Here is a 26,316-nt window from a genome sequence, read left to right as displayed (position 1 = left end):
CGCTCAATTTGGACAGCTTTAGCCCCGTTTCACAAACCCTCGTTTGCAATACAGTCCGACTGAGGCTCATCCACAAATCCAAAGCAAATCAAAGGTATGCGGGGAGCATTCATTCGCTGCCGTAGGATTTAACACTCTCCGGCATTCGACCCCAGATGGACCGAAACCTCTTGAGGCCGTGAACAAGAGTTCAGTCCACTCAGAGCATCTGGCATCGAAGTGCAGCAATGGGCTCTTCACGACAGTTGCCCGGACAAAACCCAAGCGTTTCTGTCCAAGGCGGAATCGACCGTATTGGGGAAACTCCAACCTCAAACGGCCTGATCTTCGAGAATCAGCTAAAATTCCGCAAATAATTCAGCAGCCGCTGCCAGAAGTCCCAACGGAATGACTCGGATTCAGCTTCGCGAGCATGTCGTCGGGAAAGCTCTAGATCGCCACCAGTCATTAACTAAACCTATCTTAAGTAGATTCAATCTATACTGAATGGCAATAAAATCAAGAAAAACAAGCCGACCACAGAGCGGAAAAAGCGGTTCACCGGCACGCCTGACTCAATATCTGCGCAGGGCAGTGTCTCTGGATGTGCTACGCCACCCGGGCACCCTGCACCGCCGGCTTGTTCAAAGACAGCTTTTCCGGACCGGGATGTTGTGCTGACAACCGGGCGCTTCGCTGCGGCGATCGCAGTGGTGTTTGAGGAAAAGATGACCGAATTATCTGGCGTAAACCCTAGCGGTGTTCGCTACGCGCGGCGTATTTCGGCTGCCGTCAGAACCGTCCGCAGTACCGCCACAATAATCAGGCCGCCACCAGCAAGTTGAAGTACATCGGGCACGAAACCGAAGAGCAGGCCGATGAACAGGCCGAACAAGGGTGCGAGCGCGAGATAGATCGCGGTGACGGTGCCGCCGAGAACTGACACAGCCCCGTTCCAAAGCGTGACTCCCACGCAGGTGCCCGTAAAAACAACCCATACCAGAAGTGCCAGCGAACTGCCGATGAGGTCATTTTGTGGAAGTTGCGTGAATCCCAGCTCCAGTCCCCCAAGCCATACGACAGCCAGAAAGGGCAGGCATAAAAGCATGGAATATGCAGTAAGCCGCACGCTGGACTGAGCCGGAAACCAACGCCGGGCCTGAAGTGAGTACCATGCCCAGCACGCGCTTGCACCCAGAAGCAGCAACTCGCCGCCGCGAAAACCTGGCCCGGCAGGCCCCCTGCCGCCCTCAAACGTGATCAGTACCATTCCCAATGATGCGATTACCAGCGCAAGCGGTGATCCGCGCAGCATGCGTTCACCATACGCCAGGACCGCGATCAAAGTATGGATCAGCGGCGCGGCAGCCGAGACAAAGATCGCCGTGACCGGGTCCGACAGCGCCAGCCCTACCGTGGACAACACGACCAGCCCGGCCATTCCAAGCCACGACAGCAAGGCCAGCCGGATGACGTCAGTACGCCCCGGCAGGGGAAGCAGCGCGCGCCACAATACCGCCAGAACAAGGATGCAGGGCACCCCGATCGCGTAGCGCAGCACCGAAAGCGTCAGCGGGTCATAGACATGCAGCAAGACCGCATAGATCGGAATCATCTGCCCCCAGCAGGCCATCGCCAGCAGCGCCTTGAGATGAGCGCCATGATGCCGGGGGCGGAGGTCCGGCATGCTTAGTGCCGCCGGTTCGAGGGCGCGCGGGCTGCGCCTGTCTTCTTCATGGTCTCTCAGGGCCCAAGCGAACCTCCAGCAGCCGGACGCCCACAAACTGCTCGGCCTCGACCAGGGCTGCCAGTGTACTGGCATCTTCAGCCCGGGCGTAGCCAATGCCCATCGCCCGTGCCACGGCTTCAAAATCGGGCGGCCGGATGTCAACCCCGATGCCCTTGATCCCTGTCTGGGTCATTGCTTGCTCGATTTCGACATAGCCTTCGTTGTTCCACACGATCACCAGCAAATCGGCGACCGCATCACGTGCCGAGGCCAGCTCGGCCAATGTGAACTGTAAGCCGCCATCGCCGATGAGCGCTACGACCGGCCGGTGGGGCGCTGCCAGTCTGGCGCCGATGGCTGCGGGAAGGCCGTAGCCCAGCGTGCCGTACCCGGTGGCCGAGTTGAACCATGACAACGGCTGCGGTGCACGGTAGCGGCGAAATCCCCGGTAGACAGGCGCCGCTGAATCACCCACCACAACGGGCTGCGCGGGGTGGCTGGCCAGCGCGTCCAGCATTTGGTCGATATCGGCCCCGTCAGCGCGCGCGCTTTCCCCTGACAATGTTGCCAAAGTGCTCACCACCTCGGCGCTCCAGCCGGGATCAGCCACGCGCCCGCCATGGTTTGCATACGCCGCGTCAAGTCCCGCAAGGGCCCCGGCAGCATCGCCCACCAGCGCCACATCGCCCGCCCGGCAGCGGCGCATCTGTGCGGGGTCGATATCAATGCGGATAGAGGGCAGGCCCCCCAGCGTCGCGGCGGAGTGGCCGGGGAAATCCGTAGGCCCCAGCTCAGTACCCACGGCAAGCAGCAGGTCGGCGCGCTTCAGCAGATCAGCGGCTTGCGGGTGCATGATCCCGTTGTCCGCAAGCTGCGGGTGGTCGGGCGGTAGCAGCCCGCGCGCGTTGGTGGTCAGGATAACCGGCGCCCCGCAGCGCTCGGCAAGCGCTTTAAGCGCCGCACCCGCCTGCACTGAGCCGCCGCCCGCCACTACAAGCGGTCTGCGCGCGCGGGCCAGCTTCTCTGCCGCATCTTCAATGGCTTCGGGCGCGGGGACAGGCGGGCGGATCGTCGCCGGTCCGGCAAGCGGGCCGTCAAAGGGCATCTCCAGCACATCGACCGGGATTTCGATATACACCGGGCGCGGCCGCCCGGCGGCGAAAAGGGCAAAGGCCCGCGCGATGACAGTCTCAAGATTGGCCGGATCCAGAAGCCGGTGTGCAAAACCCGCCGCCCCTGACATGGCGGCATGCTGGTCCACCATCTCGTGCAATGCACCGTCGCGCATACCCAGTTCCCGGCGCCGGTTCACCGACGCGATCACCAGCATCGGCACCGAGTCATTATAGGCCTGCGCCATCCCCGTCAGCGCATTGGTCACGCCCGGCCCGGTGATAAGGAAGCAAACCCCCGGCTTGCGGCTCATCCGGGCATAGCCATCGGCCATGAACACCGCGCCCTGTTCGTGGCGCGGGCTGACATGGGCGATCCCTGCGCCCGCAAGCCCGCGATAGAGTTCCAGATTATGCACACCAGGAATGCCGAATACCTGCTTCACCCCGTAGCGCGCCAGCAGGTGGGAGACGGCCTCGCCGCATGTCATGGCTGGCATCTTTCGATCCTTCCCTCGTCAGGCGGCGTGGACCACCGCACCGCCGATCAGTGTCTGTTGCACGCTCACATCGCGCAGAACCAGCGGGTCACAGGCCTCGATATCGCGATCGAGAACCGCGATATCGGCCAGCTTGCCGGGTTCGAGCGACCCTTTCGCCCCCTCCTCGCGCCCGGCATAGGCGCCAAGCCAAGTGTAGGCGTCGATGGCTTCGGCGACGCTGACGGCCTGCGCGGCGTCGAGATCGTCGCCCGACAGGCTTTGCCGGTTGACCATTGACCAGATTGCCTCGAACGGGTTGGGGCCGACAATCATAGCGTCCGAATGACCCGGCGCAGGGATGCCCGCGTCGATCATCGCACGGTGCGGCCACATCCGCGCCATGGCGTCGCCGCCCCTGTTGCGCCGGTAGGCGCCGCCCAACTCATACATGAACCCGGTGGCCGATGAGCAGATCACCCCCAGCGCCTTGAGCCGCGCCTCAATCGCCGGGGTGACGTAGCAGCAATGCTCTACGCGCATGCGGTGATCGGTGCGCGGCGCAACGCTCAGCGCATGCTCGATCGCATCAAGCGCAAAGTCGATGCCCCGGTCGCCCACGCCCTCGATCATCACCTGAAGCCCTGCCGCATGCGCCGCCGCCGCCCGTTCCTTCAGATCACTGGCATCGTAAAGCAGCATTCCGGTGTTCGGCACCGGCTCGCCGGGGACGGGCGTTCCGACATAAGGGTCGTAATAGGCGGCAGTTCTGCCACTGGTCGAGCAGTCGGGGCACCATTCAACGCCGATCAGGCGCAACCAGTCATCCCCCAGCCCGGATTGTATACCGCCCGAAATCAGGCTTTCCACCAGCCCCGGTTCACGCCCGCTGGCGATGATGCCGGTGCGGATGCGCAGCGCATCGCGCGCGCGCAGGTTCTGCATCGCGCGCATCGGCTTGCGCCCGGTCAGCGAGTTCTGGATGGAGGTGATGCCGTAGCGGACCCATTCGGCATAGACCATCTCCAGCCCGGTCTCGAAATCCTCGATACGGTCGTCGGCCTGTGCCTCATTGACGAAAAGCTGCATTGCCGCCTCGCGCACCAACCCGGTCAGCCGCCCGTTGTCGGCGCGGTCAAAGCGGCCAAAGGGCGGGTCGGCCACATCCGGGTGCAGGCCAAGCCGCTCAAAGGCGGCGGTATTGACCACGGCAAGATGGTTGTCGGTGCGCATGACGATGATGGGAATGTCGCGGCTGACCGCGTCCAGCTCGGACAGATCCGGATAACCGCCCGAGCGCTGGTCGTCAAACCGGCAGGCTGCCACCCAACCGGGTTTCCCGCCGCCGGGCGCGCCCTGCTCCTGCATCACAGCCTGACGCAACCGCGACAAAAGCGCGGCGCGGTCCGGCGCCTGTGGGGGCGAGACACCAATCCAGCGTTGCAGCCGCACGGCATGGCGGTCGGCGTGGCAATGGCTGTCGATGATGCCGGGGATGACGGTATTCTGCTGCGCATCGATCCGCCGCGTATCCGGCCCGATCAGATGCGCCAGCGCGGATGGCGCCCCAAGCGACAGGATGCGGCCATCGCGGATGGCGATGCTGGCGATCTGGCCACCACGCAAGCCCCGGCTGACAGGGCGCGCGTTTTCGATCACAATATCAGCGTGCAGGGTCATGGTCTCTCCTCCCTTGGTGTCTGGAAACGGGGATCAGCTGTTGGCGACGATCACCCAATCCTCGGGGCGCCAGTTCACGCGGACTTTGGCGCCCTCAACCGGCGTCACCGCCGAACGGATCGCATGACTGCGCGCGATCAGATCGCCCAGACCCTCGGTGCGGATGATGAAATGGTAGTCCGAGCCAAAGAAACTGACCCCGACAATCGTGCCCGCGACGCTGTTGAGCCCCGCAAGCGGTTCCTCGCTCACCTGAATGTTCTCAGGACGCAGCGCCAGCAGTGCAGACCCACCCTCAGGCTGTTCGTCAGCGCGCAGGTGCTTCGCCAGCTTCTCGCCGTTGGCGGTGGTCACCATCAGCAGATCGGGCGCAGGCCCTTGTTCTGTGGTGCCCGTGACAAAGTTGCTCTTGCCCAGAAAATCCGCCACGAAGCGGGTTTTAGGGCGGTGATACAAGGCGCCGGGTTCCCCGCTCTGCTCTACCCGGCCATCGCGCAAGATGACGATCCGGTCCGACATCGACAACGCCTCGTCCTGATCATGCGTGACATAGATGAAGGTGGTGCCGATCTTTTCGTGCAGCTCTTTCAGCTCCCACTGCAGATCAGCGCGCAGCTTTTTGTCGAGGGCCGACAAGGGCTCGTCCAGAAGCAGGATCGAAGGCTCAAACACCAGCGCACGGGCCAGGGCGACGCGCTGCTGCTGGCCGCCCGAAAGTTCATCCGGCATACGGTCAATCAGATGGTCCATCTGCACCAGCGCCAGGGCGCGACGCACCTTTTCACGGTCCACCGCTTTACGCCCGTGACGCACGCGCAGCGGAAAGCCCACATTGTCGCCCACGCTCATATGCGGGAACAGCGCATAGCCCTGAAACACCATGCCCAGCCCGCGCCGGTTGGGCGGGGTGTGGGTGATGTCGCGCCCCTCGACCAGAATGCGCCCCGCCGTCGGTTGCACGAAGCCTGCAATCGACATCAGGATCGTCGTTTTGCCTGAGCCGGAGGCGCCCAGCAGTGTCAGGAACTCGCCACGCCGGATGGTCAGCGAAACATCATCTGCCGCGGTGACAGAACCATAGTTCTTTCTCAGGCCTTCGATCCTGACAATCGCGTCGTCGTGCCGGGTGTCTGCCATGTCTATGAATCCAATCGTTTAACCCTGTCAGGACGCGGCGCAAACGGGCCGCCACGCCCTGACAGGACAGGGTCTTATACGCTGTCGCGGATCAGGGGCGCGGTGGAGCAATGGATGCCGCCGCCGCCGAGATACATGTTGTTGTATGGCGTCTGCAGAACCGTCACGCCAAGCTTGTCCAGCGCGTCAAGCGTGCGGGCACTGACCCCCTCGCTCATCACCACGCGGCTGGGGGCGATGGCCAGACAGTTGACGGTCGAAACCGGGTCGTCCGGGCGCACTGATATGGTGCGGATGCCGCGCTTTTCCAGTTCGCCAAGGAACCAGAACGGCAGTTGCGACGGGTTGATGATAGCCTTGTCGACATCAAGCATGACGATCATGCCGTCGATATGCAGCCGGTAGCCGGTAACATCGACACGCATCAGGTCCACGCCCTGCGCGTTGAGCACCTCTTCGATCTGGCGCGCGCCCTCTTCGTTGCCGCGCGTCGAGCGCGAGACGACGGCGGTTTTCGGGTCAAGCCACATGAAGCTGCCGCCCTCCATCAGCCCTGAGCCGTGGATGGTGCGCAGAACCGGCATGCCCATTTTCGACACGGTGCGATAAGACTGCGCCTCTTCGCCACGCCGGATTTTGGGGCCAAGCCGCGGCACGATCGCACCGCCCTTGACGGCGATCATACTGTCGCGTGTGTAGCATGATTTCATCCGGTCGTGGCCAACGCCATCGACGCGCACGACCTCGACACCCTCGTCTTCCAGCAGTTTTGCCAGCGCGTCATGCTCTGCCTGCAGCACATCAAGCGGCGGCAGCGTATCACCGCGCCAGAACCAGCCCTGCTCGACATCGCCGAAAGAGTTGATTTCGGGGATGCGCTTGTTCGGATCGACAATTTTCAGCTCGTCGCCGGGCCGGTGCATCAGCACCATGCGCAGCTTGCCGACATCGTTGTCGCAACCCCACTCGCGGCCCCAGAGCGCGGCTTGCTGCTCCGGGCTCTCAAACACCGGCTCGGCAGCTGCGGGGAACAGTTTCATCGTCTCGTTGTAACGATACTCGTTTTCGCTGATAGCGCTCATCGGGGGTCCTTTCGAGAGAGTGTGATCACCGGCGGCCCACGCGGCCGGTCCGTGACTTGAGAAGCTGGTCGGCCAGCACGATCAGTGCCACGACCAGTGTGAACAGCACCGCAACCACCGCGATGGTCGGGTCCAGATGCTCCTGAATTCCGTCCCAGATCATCTTGGGCAGGGTGTAGATGCGTCGGCTGGTGATAAAGAGGACAGTCACGATTTCATCGAACGACAGGATGAAAACGAAGATGGCCCCCGAGGCGATGCCGGCCATGATGCGCGGCAGGATCACCAGCCAGATGGTTTGCACCATGGTCGCGCCCAGATTGCGCGCGGCCTGTTCAAGGCGCAGATCGAAATTGGCCAGTGCCGCCGATACGGTGATCACCACATAGGGAATGCCGATCATGGTATGCGCGATGATGACGCCCAGATAGGTGTCGAGCAGGCCAAGGTCTATCCAGACCCGATAGAAGGCCAGCGCCTGCACGATCTGCGGCACAATGATCGGCGCCAGCATGATCAGCCTCACAAAGTCTGACATGCCCGACGAGATCCGCCAGCAACCGATCGCGCACAGCGTCCCCAGAACGACCGCACCAAAGGTCGCGCCCGCCGCGATGAGCATGCTCTGCCCGATCGAGCTGAGCCAGCGCGGGTTCTCGAAGAAGTTGCGGTAATGCTGAAGCGACAGGCTCTCCTGCGGCATGCCCAGATAATAGGTGTCGGTAAAGGACACCGGCACCACGACAAGGAGCGGCAGGATCAGGAAGGCAATAATGGTCCAGGCTGCGCACAGCATCAGCCCCCGGCCAAAGGTCAGACGGTCTGTCATCCGCGCGCTCCGAACAGGCGTTTCATGTCAACGAAGCGTGACGACACTGCCAGGATCGCCAGAACCCCGATCAGCAGCGATGAGGCCAGCATGGTCGCAAGTCCCCAGCGCAGCGTTTCCTGAAACTGGAAGCTGATGTATTCGCTCAGCATCATCACCCGGCCACCGCCCAGGATTGCGGGGGTGACAAAGAAGCCCAGCGAAAAGACGAAAACCAGCAATGTCGATACGATCACGCCAGGGCGGCTCATCGGCAGATAGACCCAGAGGAAGCCCTGCCATGCGCGCGCGCCCAGCACCTCAGACGCCTGCATCACGCGCCGGTCAAGCCCGCTCATGTTGGCATACATCGGCAGGATCGCCAGAGGCAGCATGAAGTGAACCATGCCGATAATCACCCCGATCTCGTTGCGCAGCAGTGGCAGTGGACGCGTGATCAGGCCGATCCAGATGAGCGTTTCATTGACCAACCCATTGGTCTGCAACAGAACAACCCATGAAAAAGCCCGGATCAGCACCGAAAGCCAGAGCGTGATGATGACCGCAAACAACATGATCACCAACTGCCGCCGCGCGACATGCGCCAGCGCAAAGGCCACCACATAGCCCAGCAGAACTGTGATGATCGTTGTCACCACCGAAATCCAGGCCGTGCGCCAGATCACATTGCGCACCGTCTGGCTTTCATAGAGCGTGGTATAGTTGCCAAACCCCGGCGTAGGCTCGGTCACGCTTAGCCACAGAACCTGCGTCAGCGGATAGATATAGAACAAACCCATCGCCAGCAGCGCCGGTATGACAAGCCACCAGTAGGGGTGCGTGTTTGATCGCATGGTCAGAAGCCTTTCGGGCAGGCAGCCCAACAGGGGCGCGGCGCCGGTCGCAACAGGGGGCCGGTGTTTGCGCGGCCCCCTGGCAGTTCATGACGTGGTTCAGGAAATCATTTCCAGATACCGCTCCTGAACCTCGTCGTAGTATTCGGCATAGAACTCTTCGGAATCAGGCAACATCAGGTCGAAGTTCGCGGGCTGCCCCGGATCATCGGCGCGCAGATCCTCGGGCACCAGTTCCGACGCCTCGGGGTTGATCGGGCCATTGCCCATCGCCTCCAGCAGACGGATCTGGTTTTCAGGTTCCTGCGCGATGGCGATGAAGCGCATCGCGGCTTCCGCGCCAGCCGGGTTGCCGCGCGGCACCAGCCAGGCGCCGCTGGTCACCTGCCCCTGATTCCAGGTCCAGACGACATCGCCGCGCGTGTCGTCGCGCAACCCGCGCGAACGGGTGTGCCAGATATTGCCGATCGTCACTTCGCGGTCCCGGAAAAGCTGCTGGCTTTCCGAGGCCGAGCTCCAGTAGATCGTGTGCGGCTTGAGCGCTTCGAGCTTTTCAAAGGCAAGGTTGCGCCCGTTCTCAGTGCCCAGTTCGGCATAGACCTGATCAATCGCCACGCCCTCGGCCATCAGTGCCGATTCCAGCACACCACCCAGGACGTTGCGCCGCATGGTGCGGTTGCCGGGGAAGCGTTCGACATCCCACATGTCAGCCCAGGTCGTCGGCTCTTCGTCAAACATGGTGGTGTTGTAGGTCAGCACATTGCAGAAAAGATAATTGCCGATCCCGTGCTCCCAAACAAAGGCAGAGCGCGTGCGGTCGCGGTCGACGATGCTGTAGTCAATAGGTTCCAGATGCCCGGTTGGGCCCAGGGAGATCGCCCCTGCTACGCCCGAATCGCAGACGTCCCACACCACCGCGTTCGCCTCGACCATGGCGCGGATGCGACCGACCGTCGGGCCGGTGCCGTCGATAAAAGCGGGTGTGCCGGTTTCCTCGGCGAAGGGGGTGCCGAACGCATCCATATAGGCTTGTTCAGCCGGGCCGCCCCAGTTGACTATCACCAGCTCATCTGCCCCGGCAAAAGCCGGCCGCATATGCACAGGAATGACCAGCGGCACGATGCCGATTGCCGCGGCGGCGCGCAGAAAGCTGCGCCGGTCCAGCCGCCCCGATGTGTGAGCGCGCTTTAGTTTCGCGTATTCATTGTCTTGGGCCTTCTTCATGCCAACCTCCGCTGTCTGGCTATTGAAAAGCAGTCAATGCGGGTCCGGCCGGTTGTCCCGGCGCTTTTTTTTCGAACCAGGGTTTGTTGCCTGATTCGTTGCATTATGGATGACACTTTTCCCAAGATCAACTGTTGACAGTTAACTGTAGGTGTAGTTTTTTTGAAAGCTAGACCGCGTGGAGGAAATCGTTTTCTATGTTACGTGGCTGAAGGATATTTTTTTCTGGAGCGGTGACGTGGATTTCAAGGCTATCATAACCGACGATCTCGTCAGCCAGGTTGCTTCCAAACTTGTCGCGGCAATCCTTTCGGGGGGGTTCAGCGCGGGCGAGCGCATCAATGAGGTGCATATTGCTCAACAAATGAACACCAGCCGTGGCCCGGTGCGCGAAGCATTGCGCAAGCTGGAAAGTCAGGGGCTGATCGTCTCACGCCCGCGGCATGGATTCTTCGTCCGCGAATACACCTCGACGGAACTGCACGAGATCTACGAAGCGAGACTGTGTCTTGAACTGCACGCAGCCCAGGTCGCGGTGGAGCGTATGACCGCCGATGACATGGCCGCCCTCTGGCGCCAGTTCGAAGCCATCCGCACCGCCGCCACTGCCGCCGACACCCAGACACAGGTCCTTGCGGATTTCGATTTCCACCTGATGATCGTCCAGATTGCAGGAAATTCCTGTATTCACAGGTTGATGCGCACGCTGGCCACCGAAACACTGGCGGGCATCACTCTGATCGGCAACATCTCACGTGATCCCGTCTACAACGCCGAGACCCATTTGCCGATCCTGCATGCCTTTGAAAAGCGTGATGCACAAGCGGTCCTGGCGGCGCTTGCAGAACATATCGAGAGCGGGCGCGACGAGATCATCCGGCGCTACAAGGAAAAGCACCTGACCTGACGCGCCCCGGCCCGGGCGCTGCGAATTTGAGGAGATATCAATTTGATCAACCCGAAAGGGGCGCCGGACGCCCCCCTGAACGCGCGTGCCGATCTTGCGGCGGCCTTTCGCTGGGCTGCGCGCCTTGACATGCACGAGGCCGTGGCCAATCACTTCAGCCTGGCCGTGAATGAGACAGGCACCCGCTTTCTCATCAATCCTGCAGGGCGCCATTTCGCACGAATCCGGGCCTCGGATCTGCTGGAGATCGATGCCAGCGATTCCGCAACGGCGCAACGCTCTGACGCCCTGGACCCTACGGCCTGGGGGTTGCACGGCGCGTTGCACCGGCTTTGCCCGCATGTGCGGTGTGCGGTGCATGCCCATCCGACCTATGCCACCGTGCTGTCCTGCCTCGATGATCCGTTGCTGCCGCCGATCGATCAGACCGCCTGCAGCTTTTATGGCCGACAGGCGGTCGATCTGCAGTACGGCGGCCTGGCGTTCGAGGATGAGGGCGCGCGCTGTGCCGAATTGCTGGCTGATCCTGCGGTGAAGGTTCTCACCATGGGCAACCACGGCATTCTGTGCGTGGGCGCGACCGTCGCCGAAGCGTTCAACACGCTCTATTATTTTGAGCGTGCCGCGCGCAGCTATATTCTGGCGCTGCAAACCGGGCGCCCGATCCGCATGCTCTCCGACACCGTCGCCCGCAAGACAGCAGGAGAACTGGCGCGCTACACAAATCCCGGGCGCGCGCATTTCGGCGAGCTTCGCGCAATCCTTGATGCGGAGGGGTCTGACTACGCCACCTGACCGCCGCCAGCACAACAACGGGGATCCCCATGACCAACAGCACCGAACTTTCACAAGCCCAGCAAAGCGCGCTTGGCTTTCTTGCCGCAACGCGCGACGCCTTCTCACGCGATCACATGACGATCTGGGATTTTCACGAACCCTCGTGGCGCGAATACCGCTCGTCGCAATGGTATGTGGACCGCCTGCGCGCCGAAGGATTTGAGGTTGAACAGGGCACCGCCGGCATGCCCACGGCCTTTCGCGCCACATGGACCGGGCCCGGCGGCGCAGGCCCGGTGCTGGCAGGCTATGCCGAATACGACGCGGTGCCCGGCCAGTCGCAGATCGCCGCCCCTTACCGCGCGCCACGCCCCGGAACCTCGCACCACGCCGCAGGTCATACCGATCCGCATTCGGCGCTCGGTATCGGGCAACTCGCCGGGTTTCTGGCCGCCAAACACGCGATGGAGCGCCATAACCTGCCCGGCACGCTGGTGTTTTTTGGCGAACCGGCGGAGAAGTTTTGCGGCTCAAAGCCGGTCCATGCCGCGCACGGCTTTTATGCGGGCATTGATGCCGCCATCAGCTTTCACCCGCATTCTTTTGAGACCCTGACCAACGGTGTTTTCTGGGACACCACCTCGGCCGCATACTGGAGCCGCCTCTATACGTTCGAGTGCCGCAACCCCGAGACGTGGCAGGCACGGCCCGATGGCGTGGTGCCGCATCCCCATGCCACCGCCCGTGCGCCCGGCGCGATTGATGCGGTCTGCATGATGTATACCAGCTCCAAGATGCTCAAAGAGTCGATGCTGCCGCATCGCGGCTCGTGGTCGCTCAACGAGTTCATTCCGGTGGCGGGGCAGGCCGCAGCCGACAACATCGCCCCGGGCTATTCCCAGATACAGTATTCGCTTCGCGCGCCCAAGCTTGATATGTGCGAAGCGGTGTTCGAGGTGCTTGATCGCAACGCAGCACATGTCGCAGCCATGACGCATTGCACCACCGAAGCGCGCTGGGTCACCAAAACGCGTCTGGGCCTGCCCAACCACGCGCTCGCCCGCGCGACATTTCGCAATTTCGAACGTGTCGGACCGCCGGTCTGGTCGGATGAAGCGCGCGATTTTGCCCGGCAGGCGCATCAGTCAATCAACGTGGCGCCGATGGATGACCCGTTCATCCCCAACCTGTCGCGCCTGACCCCGCCCGACGAGGCCGAGGCCGCCTTTCGCAGCCAGCTTCCCGAATGGCAGATGCATTTCGCTGCCGATGATTATGTCGAATACACATGGCACGCTCCTACGGTGCGCCTGTATGTGGCGCGCCCCACGCTGCGCATGCCGCCCGAAGCCGGGCGCTGCCCCGAATGGGTGCGCCATGCGATGGGGGGCACGCCCGCGTGTATTGATCCGATGTGGCACAAGGCCGCCGAGGTCATCTCGGTCACTTTGGTAGAACTGCTCACCGATCCAACACTTCTGCGCGACGCCCGCGCCGAGTTCGAGCAACGCACTGGCGGCGGTGTCGGCGGCGCGCAATGGGTCGCCCCACTCTTGCCACAGGATTTCGAAGCGCCCGTTGATTACCGCTGGCCCGAGTGGGTAGAAACCCCGCGCGGGCACGAATGGTCCGTCCTTTAGGCCCTCTCGCTGCACCGCTTGTCGATGAAAGGGAAGCCATGACTCTCGCCGCCTCGGTCCGGGCCGATTTTCCCCGGTTCTGGAAAACCATCGAATACTCTGCCGAGATCGGAACGGGCCGCTCTGGCGGGCTCTCGCGGCTGGCGTTGTCGGATGCCGACCGGCAAATGCGCGATTTGTTCGTGACCTGGTGCCGCGATGCCGGGCTGTCGGTGACCATCGACAGGGTCGGCAACATCCATGCCCGTCGTGCCGGGCGCGACGATACGCTGCCGCCGGTGCTGGTGGGCAGTCATCTGGATACGCAGGAAAACGGTGGGCGTTTTGACGGGATTGCGGGCACACTCGGCGCGCTGGAACTGGTGCGCAGCCTGAATGACGCGGGCCACATCACCCGCCGCCCCATCGAGATCGTGAACTGGACGAACGAAGAAGGCGCGCGCTTCTCGCCCCCGATGACAGCGTCCGGCTGCTTTGCCGGAGCCTATGAAGTGGACTGGGTCCACGCCCGGCAGGATGACGACGGCATCACCTTTGGTGAGGCCCTGCGCAGCATCGGCTATCTGGGCGACGCCGCCCCCGGCGGCCGCGCCATCGACAGCTATTTCGAGCTGCATATCGAGCAGGGGCCGGTCCTCGATGCCGGGAACGTGCAGGTGGGCGTTGTCACCCATGGCTTTCGCTCCCATGGCTATCTGGTCGAATTTCATGGCGAGACCGCCCATACCGGCCCCTGGCCGATGGAACGGCGCAGGAACGCCCTGATCGCCGCCGCGCGTCTTCTGGTCGCGGTCGATGATATCGGCTGGGAGTACGCGCAAACCGGCGGCAAGGGCACCGGCGCACGCCTGGTGGCCTGGCCGAACAAGGCAGGCATTCTGTCGGACTGGGCGCAAGCAGTATGCGACGTACGCCACGATGACCCCGCGACCGCCGCGATCATGGCAAGCCGGGTGGAGGCCGCCATTGACGCCGCTGCTGCCCGGACCGGCTGCACGGCCACCACGCTTGATCGCTGGGACTGGGGCGGGAAGATTTTTGATGACGCGCTTGTAGCGGAGATACGCCGCACCGCCAGTCATCTTGGGTACAGCCACCGCGATCTTCCCAGCCAGGCCGGGCATGACGCTTATTTCCTTGCCCGCATCTGCCCCACCGCGATGATCTTCACCCCTTGTCGCGGCGGCATCACGCACAACAATAACGAAAATGCCGGGCGCGCGGACCTGGAGCCGGGATTGAATGTGCTTCTGCACAGCGTCGTGGCCCGCGCAGACCTTGAAGACGACAGCATTTCCTGACTAAGCGATCCGCACGGTAACCCGACCACCGCTCATCTGCCCCGCCACCTGCTCTTGTAAGCAAGCGTCAAGAGCTGCCGGTAGCGTGTGCCGTCGTTTTGGGCTGCGGCAGGCTGATCATCGGCCTGCGGCCGGAAGTGTGATCATTGGGCGTTGTTGCGTAACTCACGCCTGAGTCATGATGGCCCCTTTCCCCGTCAGCATCATGCCACGCGAACGATCTCGGCCGTTCCAAGGGCCGAGAAGCGGTTCATCAGTGCGATGCGGATGTGGATTTCGGCGGTCTGGCGTTCAGGGTCTCTGGCGGCGATACGTTCACCGAAGGCCTTCAGGCACCGCATCTTGGCCTCGATCCGGCTTCGGACATGGTATCCTGTCCATCGCTTCCAGAACGCCCGGCCATAGTGCCGGGTGGCACGTAGGGTTTCGTTTCGGGCGATTGCGGCGGGGCAGTCCGCTTTCCAGGGTCGACCGTTCTTGCGGATCGGAATGATCGCGGTGGCCTGGCGGTCGATGATGGCGGTGTGACAGCGGCGGGTGTCATAGGCGCCATCGGCGGTCACGGTGCCGATGTCTTCGTCCTCGGGGATCTGGTTGAGCAGTTCCGGCAGGACCGGACTGTCGCCATCGCGGCTGGAGGTGAACTCCACCGCGCGGATGTCCGAGGTGGCAGTGTCCATGGCCAGATGCACCTTCTGTGGTTGCCGCCCGTGGTGCAAGAGGTTTCCAAACCATTTGGCAGGTGCTCGAAGTGCGGTCTTCTGTCAGGCCTGTATGTGCGGCCTTTCATTGCCGCTGGCCGGGATGGTGATCTGCGGATCAGGTCCAAAATCTTGCGCGCGAGCTTTGGGGCTCCGGTGCATCTGCTGGTTTTCCTCATCCGGATCGCTTCGATCATTAGCCCATTCTGGTCGTCGACTCCTTACACCCCCATCACCGGCGTTTGGCTGTTCATTGCGGTGAGTCGATCACGCCACCGAAGCCAGCACCGGATCCTTATAGTTCTGCCCTTTCGTCAGCATGGCCCAGATCGCACGGGCCATCTTGTTCGCAAGCGCGATCGCGACCAGCATTCTCGGTTTGCGAGCCTGCAAGCGCGACAGCCACGATCCCTCGCGGATAGATTTCTGTCCCATCCAGTTCAGCCGTGACATTGCGCCGATGATCAACAGGCGCCGAATATCGCTTTGGCCAGCCTTTGATATCTTGCCAAGCCGCACCTTGCCGCCGGAAGAGTGTTGCCGTGGCACGAGACCCAGCCACGCGGCAAAGTCGCGGCCCCGTCGGAAGCTCCCGATGTCGGCAACGAAGGCCATGATCGCCAGCGCGGTCATCGGACCGACTCCGGGCATCGTCTGCAGTTGCTCTGCTACATCGACGGATGCCATGAGTTCCTTGGCCTTTCGGGTCTTGGCCTCAATCTGAACGGTCTTCTCCGCGATCTCTGCAAGAATGTCCCGGCATTCGTCCTGCACCAGCTTGGGCAGGTCGCATTTCGGTTCCTCCAGGATCGCCGCAATGCGCTTGACTTGATGGATACCTACGGGAATAACGTGGCCGTATTCATAGAAGATCGAACGGATGGCATTCACCAGATCTGTGCGCTGATGGACTAAGCGTTCGCGGGCCCGGAACAGCACGGCCATGGCCTGCTGTTCCTCAGACTTCGGCTCGACAAAGCGCATTTCCGGTCTCTGCGCGGCGATCACGATCGCCTCGGCATCTGCAGCGTCATTCTTCTGTCGCACAAAAGGCTTGACGTATTGCGGCGGGATCAGCCTGACGTCATGGCCGAAGGCCGAGATTTCCCGCGCCCAGTGATGCGAACTCGCGCAGGCCTCCATGCCCACGAGGCAAGGCGGCAGTTTCTCAAAGAACCGCAACACCTCGGCTCGCCGAAGCTTACGATTGAACAACGGCGCGCCAGCCTCATCTGCGCCGTGGACTTGAAAAACCTGTTTGGCCAGATCCAATCCGACTGTGGTAACCTTTTCCATGGAACGGTCCCTCCTTGTGGCGTTTGCAACAACGACCACGCTAGCACATCGATGCCGTCGGAGCGGGCCGTTCCACCTCATCAGGGTCTCCTGGCTGCTTGCGGTGGGTGTGTTTGTCAGTCACCTTTCGACGCAGTGATTTCGATCTCGACCTTTGCGCCGGTCGCGGGAATCTGGCAGATGAGGAAGGTGCTGGCCGGGCGGATCTCGGCAAAGACCTCGCCCAGAACCGGGGTAACGGCGGCGGCGGCATCGTGATCGGTGACATAGACCCGGCTCACAACCGCATCAGCGAGGCTGGAGCCCGCCTCCCGCAGGGTGGCGTCGATCGAGACCAGCGCTCTGCGCGCCTGCTCCGCCGCGTCTTCAGAAAAATCACCAGTCTCCGGATCGCGTCCAGTGGTGCCAGAGACATGGATGGTGCGCCCATCGATAACCGCCTTGGCATAACCTGCTATGGTCTCGGAGGGCGCATTGGTGAAGATGCGTTGTTTCATTTCGTCATTCCTGGTTCGGGTTGAATCGGGTCATTGCCTGTTATCGCGAAAGGACCGGTGATCGCCCGTGTGGGCCGCCACGGAACCGCATTGGCGAAAGTTCAGAGATATCGACCGGCGCGTCACGTCCCGCCGCAAGTTCAGCCAGCACCTTACCTGCCATTGGGCCGGGGCCGAAGCCATGGCCGCTGAAACCGGTCGCCACCAGCAGACCTGCAACGCCCTCGATCTGACCGAGCGCAGGAAGGACATCGGGCAAGGTGTCTATGATCCCTGCCCAGCATGTCTCGACCACGAGGTCAGAAGCCGCTGGCAGAATTCTGCGAAAGTCATCCAGAGCCTGCTGTGCGCGAGTGGCGTCGGTCGGAACATATTCGCGCGTAGGTGGAATATCGGTCAGCGGTGGGGCAACCTTACGGCCCAGGAAGCGTTGCAGGGGCGCCAGGTAATTGATCCGCACCGCCTCAGGGTTTTCCTTGCGGGTTTTGGCATACCACCGCATGTTGCGCCACGAATCTGGTCGCAGATCATATTCACCACCCGCAACCGAAATCACGAAAGCACCGCTCACATCCTGCCGGATGCCTGTCTGCAGCCCGGAAAGGCAAGGATCAAGCCTCAGATCGGTGCGTGGCAGAGTGCGGGCCACGGTGGCGCGGATACGTTCCTGCGGCAGCGTAAGACCGACGGCCCGCAACAGCGCGGCGCTGCCTGTCCCCGCCGCACAGACTACGGTCCTGGTGCGATACAATCGCTCGCCTACCCTGACGCCGCTAACCTGACCGCCGCTTGTCTCGATACGGGTGACGGCCCCGCCCAGCGAGGCTGTAACGCCCGCATCAAGCCCCGCTTCAAAGAAGGCGCGCGTGGCACGTGGCGGCTCTGCCTGACCGTCAGAGGGCGTATACATGGCACCGAGAATGCCGATATCGGTTGAAAGATGCGGCAAGAGGTCATGGGTCTGCACGCGCGAGAGAATCCGCGTATCGAGGCCGAACTCTTCCACGCCGCGTGTCTGCCAAATCCGTCGCGTCTCCATCTCTTCTTCTGTAAAGGCAAGGGAGAGATTGCCGCCCTGGCGCCAGCCAACCGACCGCCCCAAGGCCGCCTCGGCGCCCTCCCACAGCCGCACGGCGCCGATCATCAGCGCGAGTTCGGGGAAATCGCGCGACTGCTGCCGTACGAAGCCGAGATTGCGGCCCGACTGCGCTGAGCCGGGCATGTCGCGCTCAACCAGCAGGCAGGTCATCCCCTGCTGAGCCGCATAAAGGGCCGCAGCGCACCCGATGATGCCACCGCCGATGACGATGAGATCGAAATCCCGGCTTGCCGTTGCTGTCAGAGGGGCCATTGTCTCAGTCCTGATCGCGCCGGACGAGGCCCTGCGTCAATCGGTCGAGGATGATTGACAAGATCACGACAGCGATCCCGGCACGCAGCGCAAGACCAAGCATCATCCGCGACAAACCGCGCGTCACCTCGCCTCCCAGACCACCCGCGCCGATCAGCCCGGCCAGCACCACCATGCCCAGTGACAGAAGGATGGTCTGGTTTACGCCCACCATGATTGAGGGAAGCGCAGAAGGAAGGCGGATCTTGGTCAGGATGTGCAGCGGGCTGCCGCCGTAGGCAAGCCCCAGTTCGATCCGGTCAACCGGCACCTGCTTAAGCCCCAGAACGGTAAGGCGCAGCGCGGGTGGAATGCCGAAAACCATGGTCGCCAGAACGGCGGGTGGCCGCCCAACGCCCAAAAGGATCACCGCAGGGATCAGATAAACCCAGGGCGGCAGAGTTTGCATCAGATCAAGAAGCGGTTTCAGGATTCGTTCGACCGTTGCATTCGAGGCGGCAAGGATACCCACGGGAATGGCGATCATGAGCGAAAGCGAGACCGAGATGAACACAAGCGCCGTGGTCAGCATGGTCGCCGCCCAGAGGTTGCCGAACCAGCAAAAGGCGAGCCCTGCGACCGAGAAAGCCGCCAGCCCCCGCCCCGAGACCCGCCAGGCTGCCAAGGCCACGAGGGCCACAACGACAACCGGTGGAATGGCGAGCAATGCCGACTCCAGCCCCCTGACAGCCCCGTCCACCACGTTGCTGATCGCGCGGAGCCCGTCACCCCAGTTGCTGTTCATCCAGTCGACGGCGACGGCGAAATGGCGGCCGAGCGAGAATTGCAAATCAGCCATGCGCGCCTCCGTTCTTCATGAAAAGTGTGCCGATCCCTGCAGAAAGCCGGTCCAGCAAGATTGACAGCACGACGATGGCGAGGCCGGCATCAATCGCGCGGCCAACTTCCAGATAGCGTACGGCGCGATAGACCTCGCCGCCGAGACCATCAGCCCCGATGATACCCGCAATAACGGCCATACCGAGCGCCATCATCAAACTCTGGTTCACGCCCGCCATGATCGAGGGCATTGCCGAGGGCAGCTCGATGCGGAATAGGCGCGCCATTGAGGACGCCCCGAGGGACTGCGCCAGTTCGATGCGCTCGCCGGGAATTTGCCGCAAGCCAAGCATGGTCAGACGCACGGAGGGCGGCAGGGCGAGGATCATGGTCGCCACTACTGCCGAAGCCCCGCCAAAACCGATGAGCGCAATGGCCGGAAGAAGATAGACATAGGGCGGCAGGGTTTGAAGCGTATCCATGATCGGCCCCAGAAGCTTGCCGATCCCCGGCTGACGCGCGCCCAGAATACCCAAAGGGATGCCGAACATTAAGGCGATCAGTGTGGCGAGAATGACGAGTGCGAGGGTCTGGATCAGCATGTCCCACAGGCCCGCCGACCAGCACATTGTCAAAGCCACTGCTGCGAAAACCGAAAGGCCAACGCCGACAAGACGCCAACTCGCCACCACAGCCAGTATGATGAAAAGCCACCACGGTATCGACAATCCCCACGTCAGCACCCAGAGCAGGTTGTCGAGCAGCGCCCGGATGGCCGCGAACACGAAGCCGAGATTGTCGTTCAACCAGTCAAGGCCGCGGTCAATCGAGCGATCAAAACCTGCGTCGAACCGGAAGGAGGTCAGGAAATCCATCCGTCAGCCCCCGGATGCGGCGGTGGTTTTCGGGCCACGGATGCCGCGCAACAGATCGCTTTGCGTGACACGACCGATCAGTTGCCCATTCTCACTCTCGACGGCAAGGGCACCGTTCTCGTTACTCAGGAACAGACCGATCAGCTGGTCAATATCGGCGCTTGCAGCGACACGTGGCAGCGCTTCAAGCTTGGCGGCATCAATCTCAGGCACCGGGGTCATGAGCGAGCGGGCGCTGACGAGGTGGTTCTTGGCAATCCCGGCGGTAAAGCGGGACACATAATCGTCAGCCGGTGCCATCACGATCTCTTCCGGTGCGCCAATCTGCACCATGACACCATCGCGCATGATACCGATGCGATTGCCGACGCGAACCGCCTCTTCAAGGTCATGGGTGATAAAGACTGTCGTCTTGCGAAAGGCTCGCGACAGTTCGACAAACTGGATCTGCAGCTCGCGCCGGATCAACGGATCAAGTGCCGAGAAGGGCTCATCCATCAGCAGAATCGGGCTGTCACTGGCCAGCGCGCGGGCCAGGCCGACACGTTGCAACATGCCGCCTGACAGATCCGAGGGGTAGCGGTTTATCCAGTCGCCGAGTTGCACGGCCTCCAGCGCGCGCTTCGCCGCCTCCAGCCGCGCGGGCTTCGGCACCTTGCGAAACTCAAGACCCAGTGCGGCATTCTCCAGCACGGTGCGATACGGCAGCAGCGCAACGCTCTGAAATACCATGGCGATCTTCTCTGCGCGAAGCGCGCGCAATTCGGCGGCGTTGAGTTTGTTGATCTCGCGTCCGTCGATCAGGATGCTGCCGTCGCTTGGATCGATCAGGCGGTTGATATGGCGAAGCAGCGTCGATTTACCTGAGCCGGACAGGCCCATGATACAGAAAATCTCGCCTCGCTGAACGTCGAAGGTCGCATCGGCCACACCCACCACACATTGGAAACGGCGCAGAACCTCGGCCTTGCCGACGCCTTCCTTTCGGATCGCGGAAAGCGCTTCGGAGGCACGTGAGCCGAATACTTTCCAGACATTTCGGCAGGAAATAACGGGCTGACTGTCGTTCACGGTTGGTCCTCCATGAGGGTTCGTCTCATATGCGCCGCTGGCAAGAATGCCGTGCGTGGATGGCCTTTTTTAAAGTGCCAGGCAATCATGGTCGGCAACAAGGGACGCGGCCGAAGGAAGAAAGGTCTTCGGCCGCGTCCGGGTTTGGATCATTCGGTTCCGATTACGGCCTGACGGTCCAGCCGGGCTGTGTTGGCATCGATCCAACGGGTCACGGCCTCCTCAATGGAGGACCCTTCCATGACCCAGCCTGTCATTTGCGTCAGCGCGGGTTCAGGCACGAAGACCGAAGCAATCGATTCTCGCGCGCGAGGATTTTCGACCGAGAAGCCCTGACGAGCGATCCAGACATATGTTTCGGTCGGCTCCTGCACTCCAAGGGGATCATCCAGAAATTTGATGTCGAAATCCTGAAAGACCCAGGAAGGGGTCCAGTACATCGATACGATCCATTCGCCGCGGTCCATCGCTGATCTCAGCGCGGCGACCGCAACAGGGCCGGAGCCTTCGATGATCTCGTAATCCAGCTCGTACTCGTTCACTACGTTCTCGGACTGGCGCATCATGCCAGAACCAGGTTCGACTCCAATGATGCGGCCGCCAAACTCGTCGCGATGATCGTTCAGTTCGTCAATGGAGTTGATAGTAACATAGGAGGGCACGATCAGGCCAGCGTTGTAGCCATAGGAAACCACGCTCAGCTTCTCCAGCCGACGAGCGAAGCGCTCCCAATAGTCGGCAGCAGCATAGTCAGGATGCGACACCATGATATCGACATCCCCGCGTGCGAGCGTGGCGAAGGCCACACCCCATTCTTGGAACTCGACGGTCTCAACCTCGAAGCCGTGCCGCTCCAGCATCTCCTGGGTGATCGCGGACGTCATGACCATGGTTTCCCATTGCATGACCCCCATGCGGATTGTGGTGGCTTCGGCGCTGGCCGGGGTTGCCAGACCAAGGGCAACTGCACAGGCAGTTGCCAGTTTCTTCATAACATTCATGAAATTTCTCCTTGTTGAACTCAAGTGAGCGAAGCGCGCCTTGTCAGAAACCGCCCGGTCCGGTTCCAAAGAAGCGTGCCGTAGATCATCCGATCACGAACGGGTTTGCGATTTCTTCGGCAGTGGAGAGCCAGACCGCTTTCGTCTGCAGGAACTCGCGGATCCCTTCGATGCCGTTCTCACGACCAATTCCACTTTTCTTGTAGCCACCGAAGGGCGTGGTGTACGATACGTCGCGATAGGTGTTGATCCAGACGCTCCCTGCCTCCAGTTGTTCCGACATGAGAAGCGCGCGGCGCATGTCAGCCGTCCAGACACCGGCGGCGAGGCCGAATTCGCTGTCATTGGCAATGGCAACGGCCTCTTCGGGCTCATCAAACGGAATGACGGACAGAACGGGGCCGAAGACCTCTTCACGGGCGATGCGCATCTCGCTGTTTACACCCGCGAAAATGGTCGGCTCAATAAAGTAGCCATCCGCGCATTCAGCAATTTCAGGACGCTTTCCGCCCAGTACAAGTTCGGCGCCTTCCTGACGTGCGATATCAATATAGCCCAGCACCTTTTCATACTGCATGGCATTGGCGATTGGTCCGATACGGGTGTCTGCATGCCTGGGGTCGCCGATGGGCGCGGTCTTCGTGAAGGCCACAAGCTTTTCAAGAAACGCGTCATGCACATTGCGATGCAGAAGCAGGCGCGAGCCGGCGATGCATGTCTGACCAACGGCACCGAATATCCCGCCCACCACGCCGCGGACAGCATTGTCCAGATTGGCGTCATCAAAGACGATATTGGGGGATTTTCCGCCCAGCTCGAGGCTGACGCGCTTGATGTCTTTTGCGGCAAGTGAGTAGAGATGCGCGCCCGTCTTTGTTGAGCCGGTAAAGCCGACATGCCGGGTCAGCGGATGGGTGACCAGCGGCTCGCCCGCTTCGGGGCCATAGCCGGTGACAATATTGATGACACCCTTTGGAAAACCCGCCGCCTCAACCAGTTCCATGAGCTTGAGCGCGGTGGCCGAGGTGTGTTCAGCGGGTTTCATCACCAGCGTACAGCCTGCAGCCAAAGCGGGCGCCGCCTTGAGTGAGAACAAGAAAAGCGGAGCATTCCAGGGAACGATGCCGACACAAACGCCGAGCGGCTCATGGCGCGAATAGCTCAGGGCATTCTTGTCGCAGGGGTGAACGGCGCCTTCGATCTTGTCGGCGAGACCTGCATAGTAGTGATACCAGCGTGGGATATAGCGGATCTGATGGCGCATCTCAGCCAATAGGCGTCCGTTGTCGCGCACCTCGATTTCGGCCAGCGCGTCGGCGTTTGCTTCGATCAGATCTCCAAACTTGGCGATGATGCGTCCGCGCTGACTGGGATGCATTTTGCCCCATGGCCCTTCCTTGAAGGCGCGATGTGCAGCCTGGATGGCCAGGTCCGCATCCTGCGAATTGCCTCGCGGCACCAGTGCCCAAGGCCTGGCAGTGAAAGGGTTCACCGTTTCAAGGTACTGCCCTGAGGCCGGGGCGACCCACTCGCCATCAATATACATGGACAGTTTCGGCAAGGCTTCGATGGACATGACTTCTCCGTAGGTATCGCGGTGACCTTCACAACAGTTCTGATCAGCCTGCAGTGACGTCGATTCGGTTTACATTTCGATTCATCTTAGAAAAGTGATATTATAATGATCTGTCAACAACATATTTTCAGACAGCTAGAAATAGGCCTATATGAGTACTTTTTCGCCCAAAATGCGCCAAAATGCATACATAACAGGCAAACATTGCCCTTTCTCGAACGAACCCGCGATTTGGGCTTGCGAAGCGCGCTCGAATCGCACACAAAAGCGCCTAGCTAATGATATCATTTTGGATGGCCCCGTGAACTCCGATCAACCTCTTTACGAACAGATACGCAGCGCGATTGACCGCAAAATCGAAACCGAAGAGTGGCCGGCGAATTTTCAGGTTCCGTCGGAGGAAATTCTGGGCGACGAGTTTGGTGCATCGCGCCTGACGGTCCGGCGTGCGCTGCGCGAGTTGCAGTCCGAAGGCTTGCTGATCCGCGTCCAGGGGCGCGGCACCTTCGTCATCGGGCCGCGCATGCAATGCGCTGTCTTCAACCTGCCCGACATTGCCGAGGAGGTTTCTCTTTCCGGCGGTGCGCATTCCTACCGCGTGTTGCATCACGCGATCCTCGGTCGTGACAGCCCGGCGCGCAACATGCTTCAGCTTGGACCTGATGAGGTGGTCTTTCATTCGCGTCTGCTGCATCTGGAGGACGGAACCCCTATCCAGCTTGAAGAGCGCTTTGTGAACGCATCCGAGGCACCGGATTATCTTATGCAGGATTTCGCGCGCATCACGCCGCATAACTGGCTTCTGCGTGAGACCACTGTCACCACGATAGACAACACGATCCGCGCCATCCGCGCCGACGAAGAGGTGCGCAAGTACCTTCAGATCGACGAAAGCCAGCCCTGCCTGCTGCTTGACCGGTCAACATGGCGCGATGGCGTTCCGGTTACCCGCAGTCGCTTCATTTATCCGGGTGACCGCTACCGCCTGCGCTCCAGCCATGAGGCGCGCAGCAACCGGATCATCGCGACACCACACGCCGGAAAGACCCGCTGATCGAACACACACAAGCGCCGCAAGGAGCCTGACATGAGAGAATTCGTCCGCACACTTAAGTCCCGTGGCGATCTGCTGGTTGTCGACCGCGAGGTTGACCCAGCGCACGAACTTGCCGCCGTTACTGCGCTGGCGCAAAAAAAATGGGCCAAGCCTGTGATGTTCACGAATGTCAAAGGCACGCGATTTCCGGTTGTGAGCAACATCTACAGCACGCGCGAAAGGCTGGGCGAGGTTATTGGCATCAAAGCCGCCGATTTCTGCCGCCAGTGGAGCAAGCTTTCCTCGCTCGGTGCGGCTGACATGAAAGAGCCGCTGATAGCCTCGGAACAGGCTGATCTGCCGGACTATGAAGAGGTCAAGCTCTCAGATTTGCCGCTCATCACCTATTCGGATCGCGATGGCGGTGCCTATTTCACATCAGCGATGTTCATTGCCAAGGACCCTGAGACAGGGGTGGGCAATCTCTCCTACCACCGCTCTATGTATATCAACGACTCAGAGCTGCGCTGTCGTCTTGCTCCGCGCCACCATCTGACGATCTACCACGAGAAAGCCGAGAAGATGGGCAAGCCGTTGGAGGCCGCCATGCTGATCGGCCCGCCCGCCCATTCCTTCCTGACCGCGGCTGCCCCGCTGCCCTATGACGTTGACGAGCTTGAGGTTGCGGCACGTTTGCGCGGCGAGCCCATCGCCATGCGCAAATGCAACCATATCGACATCGAGGTGCCCGCCGAAACCGAAGTTGTCATCGAAGGCCGCTTCCTGCCCAATGTCCGGTTGCCGGAGGGCCCTTTTGGCGAGTTCATGGGTTACTACGTCGATGTTGGCGACAATGCGGTTTTCGAGGTGCTGGGCGTCACGGTGCGCAAGGATGCAATGTTCCACTCCATTCTCTGCGGCTCACCGGAAGAGGTTCTGACGTTGGAGCTATCGGTCTCAGCTAATATCTACCAGCGTCTTTCCGCGGCCCTGCCTGGGATCGTGAACGTCACCTGCCAGCCCTTCGTGAACCACGCCATTGTGCAGATCGAGCCGCAGTTTGAAGGCCATGCCCGGCAAGTCATGCTGGCCACTATTGGTGCAGAGCCAATCTGGGCCAAACAGATCACGGTCGTGGATACGGATGTAAACATCTATGATATGGACGACGTGCAATGGGCGATCCTGACCCGCTGCCGCCCGGACAAGGACATGTTGATCATTCCTGAAACCCCGTCGTTCTACCGCGACGAGCAGAAGGATCATTGGGGCCGCTTGCTGGTTGATGCAACCAAGCCTTGGGGCCGCGAAAACGAGTTCGAGCGCAAGCGTCTGAGACTGGGCGACAGTGTCCGCGTCGAAGACTGGTTTCCGGGATATTGAT

General features: G+C 61.4%; 22 protein-coding genes and 1 pseudogene. 6 read left to right on the top strand and 17 right to left on the bottom strand.

The window, feature by feature from the left end; genetic code table 11:
* Window positions 1-745 precede the first annotated feature (745 nt).
* The 8 genes from V7Q53_RS04650 to V7Q53_RS04615 form a co-directional block, all read right to left on the bottom strand.
* On the bottom strand, window positions 746-1,666 hold the full coding sequence (locus tag V7Q53_RS04650; protein ID WP_333827253.1) for a DMT family transporter: 921 nt from the start codon (window positions 1,664-1,666) through the stop codon (window positions 746-748).
* Between the two features lie 46 nt (window positions 1,667-1,712).
* Window positions 1,713-3,320, bottom strand: a complete 1,608-nt coding sequence (locus tag V7Q53_RS04645; RefSeq protein WP_333827252.1) for a 5-guanidino-2-oxopentanoate decarboxylase — start codon at window positions 3,318-3,320, stop codon at window positions 1,713-1,715.
* An 18-nt stretch (window positions 3,321-3,338) separates the two neighbouring features.
* Entirely contained in the window at window positions 3,339-4,979 is a 1,641-nt protein-coding gene (locus V7Q53_RS04640; RefSeq protein ID WP_333827249.1) for an amidohydrolase, read from the bottom strand.
* 33 nt (window positions 4,980-5,012) lie between these two features.
* Window positions 5,013-6,116 carry an ABC transporter ATP-binding protein gene (locus V7Q53_RS04635; protein ID WP_333827247.1) on the bottom strand — a complete coding sequence of 368 codons (1,104 nt, stop codon included), beginning with the start codon at window positions 6,114-6,116 and terminating at the stop codon, window positions 5,013-5,015.
* A gap of 74 nt (window positions 6,117-6,190) precedes the next feature.
* Complete coding sequence (locus V7Q53_RS04630; protein ID WP_333827246.1) at window positions 6,191-7,198, bottom strand: dimethylarginine dimethylaminohydrolase family protein; 1,008 nt, start codon at window positions 7,196-7,198, stop codon at window positions 6,191-6,193.
* Window positions 7,199-7,223: 25 nt separating this feature from the next.
* Entirely contained in the window at window positions 7,224-8,027 is an 804-nt protein-coding gene (locus tag V7Q53_RS04625) for an ABC transporter permease (RefSeq protein WP_333827245.1), read from the bottom strand.
* Window positions 8,024-8,860 (bottom strand): ABC transporter permease, encoded by an 837-nt coding sequence (locus tag V7Q53_RS04620; protein WP_333827244.1) that lies wholly within the window; start codon window positions 8,858-8,860, stop codon window positions 8,024-8,026. Before V7Q53_RS04620 ends, V7Q53_RS04625 begins: the two co-directional genes overlap by 4 nt.
* 99 nt (window positions 8,861-8,959) lie before the next feature.
* Window positions 8,960-10,084: an ABC transporter substrate-binding protein gene (locus V7Q53_RS04615; protein ID WP_333827243.1), complete on the bottom strand. Its 1,125-nt coding sequence runs from the start codon at window positions 10,082-10,084 to the stop codon at window positions 8,960-8,962.
* A 178-nt stretch (window positions 10,085-10,262) separates the two neighbouring features.
* Here V7Q53_RS04615 and V7Q53_RS04610 point away from each other — a divergent pair, with 178 nt between their 5' ends.
* The 4 genes from V7Q53_RS04610 to V7Q53_RS04595 are packed head-to-tail and all read left to right on the top strand — an operon-like array spanning window position 10,263 to window position 14,709.
* The gene (locus tag V7Q53_RS04610; RefSeq protein WP_333827242.1) at window positions 10,263-10,991 is read left to right on the top strand and encodes a GntR family transcriptional regulator; all 729 of its coding nucleotides are present in this window, start codon (window positions 10,263-10,265) and stop codon (window positions 10,989-10,991) included.
* Between the two features lie 36 nt (window positions 10,992-11,027).
* Complete coding sequence (locus V7Q53_RS04605) at window positions 11,028-11,786, top strand: class II aldolase/adducin family protein (RefSeq protein ID WP_442954414.1); 759 nt, start codon at window positions 11,028-11,030, stop codon at window positions 11,784-11,786.
* Between the two features lie 29 nt (window positions 11,787-11,815).
* Window positions 11,816-13,408, top strand: coding sequence for a M20/M25/M40 family metallo-hydrolase (locus V7Q53_RS04600; protein WP_333827239.1), 1,593 nt, complete (start codon window positions 11,816-11,818; stop codon window positions 13,406-13,408).
* Window positions 13,409-13,446: 38 nt separating this feature from the next.
* Window positions 13,447-14,709, top strand: coding sequence for a Zn-dependent hydrolase (locus V7Q53_RS04595; RefSeq protein WP_333827238.1), 1,263 nt, complete (start codon window positions 13,447-13,449; stop codon window positions 14,707-14,709).
* 203 nt (window positions 14,710-14,912) lie between these two features.
* On the opposite strand, the pseudogene V7Q53_RS04590 reads toward V7Q53_RS04595, so the two are convergent.
* The 9 genes and pseudogenes from V7Q53_RS04590 to V7Q53_RS04550 form a co-directional block, all read right to left on the bottom strand.
* Window positions 14,913-15,416 (bottom strand): annotated as a pseudogene (locus V7Q53_RS04590) (IS5 family transposase); the annotation flags it as partial.
* 261 nt (window positions 15,417-15,677) lie between these two features.
* Complete coding sequence (locus tag V7Q53_RS04585) at window positions 15,678-16,706, bottom strand: IS110 family transposase (RefSeq protein ID WP_333827237.1); 1,029 nt, start codon at window positions 16,704-16,706, stop codon at window positions 15,678-15,680.
* A gap of 116 nt (window positions 16,707-16,822) precedes the next feature.
* The gene (locus V7Q53_RS04580; RefSeq protein WP_333827235.1) at window positions 16,823-17,203 is read right to left on the bottom strand and encodes a Rid family hydrolase; all 381 of its coding nucleotides are present in this window, start codon (window positions 17,201-17,203) and stop codon (window positions 16,823-16,825) included.
* A 40-nt stretch (window positions 17,204-17,243) separates the two neighbouring features.
* Window positions 17,244-18,554, bottom strand: coding sequence for an NAD(P)/FAD-dependent oxidoreductase (locus V7Q53_RS04575; protein WP_333827233.1), 1,311 nt, complete (start codon window positions 18,552-18,554; stop codon window positions 17,244-17,246).
* 4 nt (window positions 18,555-18,558) lie between these two features.
* Complete coding sequence (locus V7Q53_RS04570) at window positions 18,559-19,392, bottom strand: ABC transporter permease (protein ID WP_333827231.1); 834 nt, start codon at window positions 19,390-19,392, stop codon at window positions 18,559-18,561.
* Window positions 19,385-20,248 carry an ABC transporter permease gene (locus tag V7Q53_RS04565; RefSeq protein WP_333827228.1) on the bottom strand — a complete coding sequence of 288 codons (864 nt, stop codon included), beginning with the start codon at window positions 20,246-20,248 and terminating at the stop codon, window positions 19,385-19,387. Before V7Q53_RS04565 ends, V7Q53_RS04570 begins: the two co-directional genes overlap by 8 nt.
* Window positions 20,249-20,251: 3 nt before the next feature.
* Complete coding sequence (locus V7Q53_RS04560; RefSeq protein WP_333827226.1) at window positions 20,252-21,319, bottom strand: quaternary amine ABC transporter ATP-binding protein; 1,068 nt, start codon at window positions 21,317-21,319, stop codon at window positions 20,252-20,254.
* A 149-nt stretch (window positions 21,320-21,468) separates the two neighbouring features.
* A complete protein-coding gene (locus V7Q53_RS04555) occupies window positions 21,469-22,320 on the bottom strand; it encodes a glycine betaine ABC transporter substrate-binding protein (protein ID WP_333827224.1) in 852 nt (283 codons plus the stop codon).
* A gap of 85 nt (window positions 22,321-22,405) precedes the next feature.
* The gene (locus V7Q53_RS04550) at window positions 22,406-23,896 is read right to left on the bottom strand and encodes an aldehyde dehydrogenase (RefSeq protein ID WP_333827222.1); all 1,491 of its coding nucleotides are present in this window, start codon (window positions 23,894-23,896) and stop codon (window positions 22,406-22,408) included.
* Between the two features lie 301 nt (window positions 23,897-24,197).
* Here V7Q53_RS04550 and hutC point away from each other — a divergent pair, with 301 nt between their 5' ends.
* Together hutC and V7Q53_RS04540 are read left to right on the top strand one after the other, a co-directional pair.
* Window positions 24,198-24,950, top strand: a complete 753-nt coding sequence (hutC, locus tag V7Q53_RS04545; protein ID WP_333827221.1) for a histidine utilization repressor — start codon at window positions 24,198-24,200, stop codon at window positions 24,948-24,950.
* Between the two features lie 33 nt (window positions 24,951-24,983).
* A complete protein-coding gene (locus V7Q53_RS04540; RefSeq protein ID WP_333827220.1) occupies window positions 24,984-26,315 on the top strand; it encodes a UbiD family decarboxylase in 1,332 nt (443 codons plus the stop codon).
* Window position 26,316 lies beyond the last annotated feature (1 nt).

Source organism: Pararhodobacter sp., from assembly GCF_036802785.1.
Taxonomy (GTDB): Bacteria; Pseudomonadota; Alphaproteobacteria; order Rhodobacterales; family Rhodobacteraceae; genus Pararhodobacter.
This window is presented reverse-complemented; position numbering and strand designations above follow the sequence as displayed.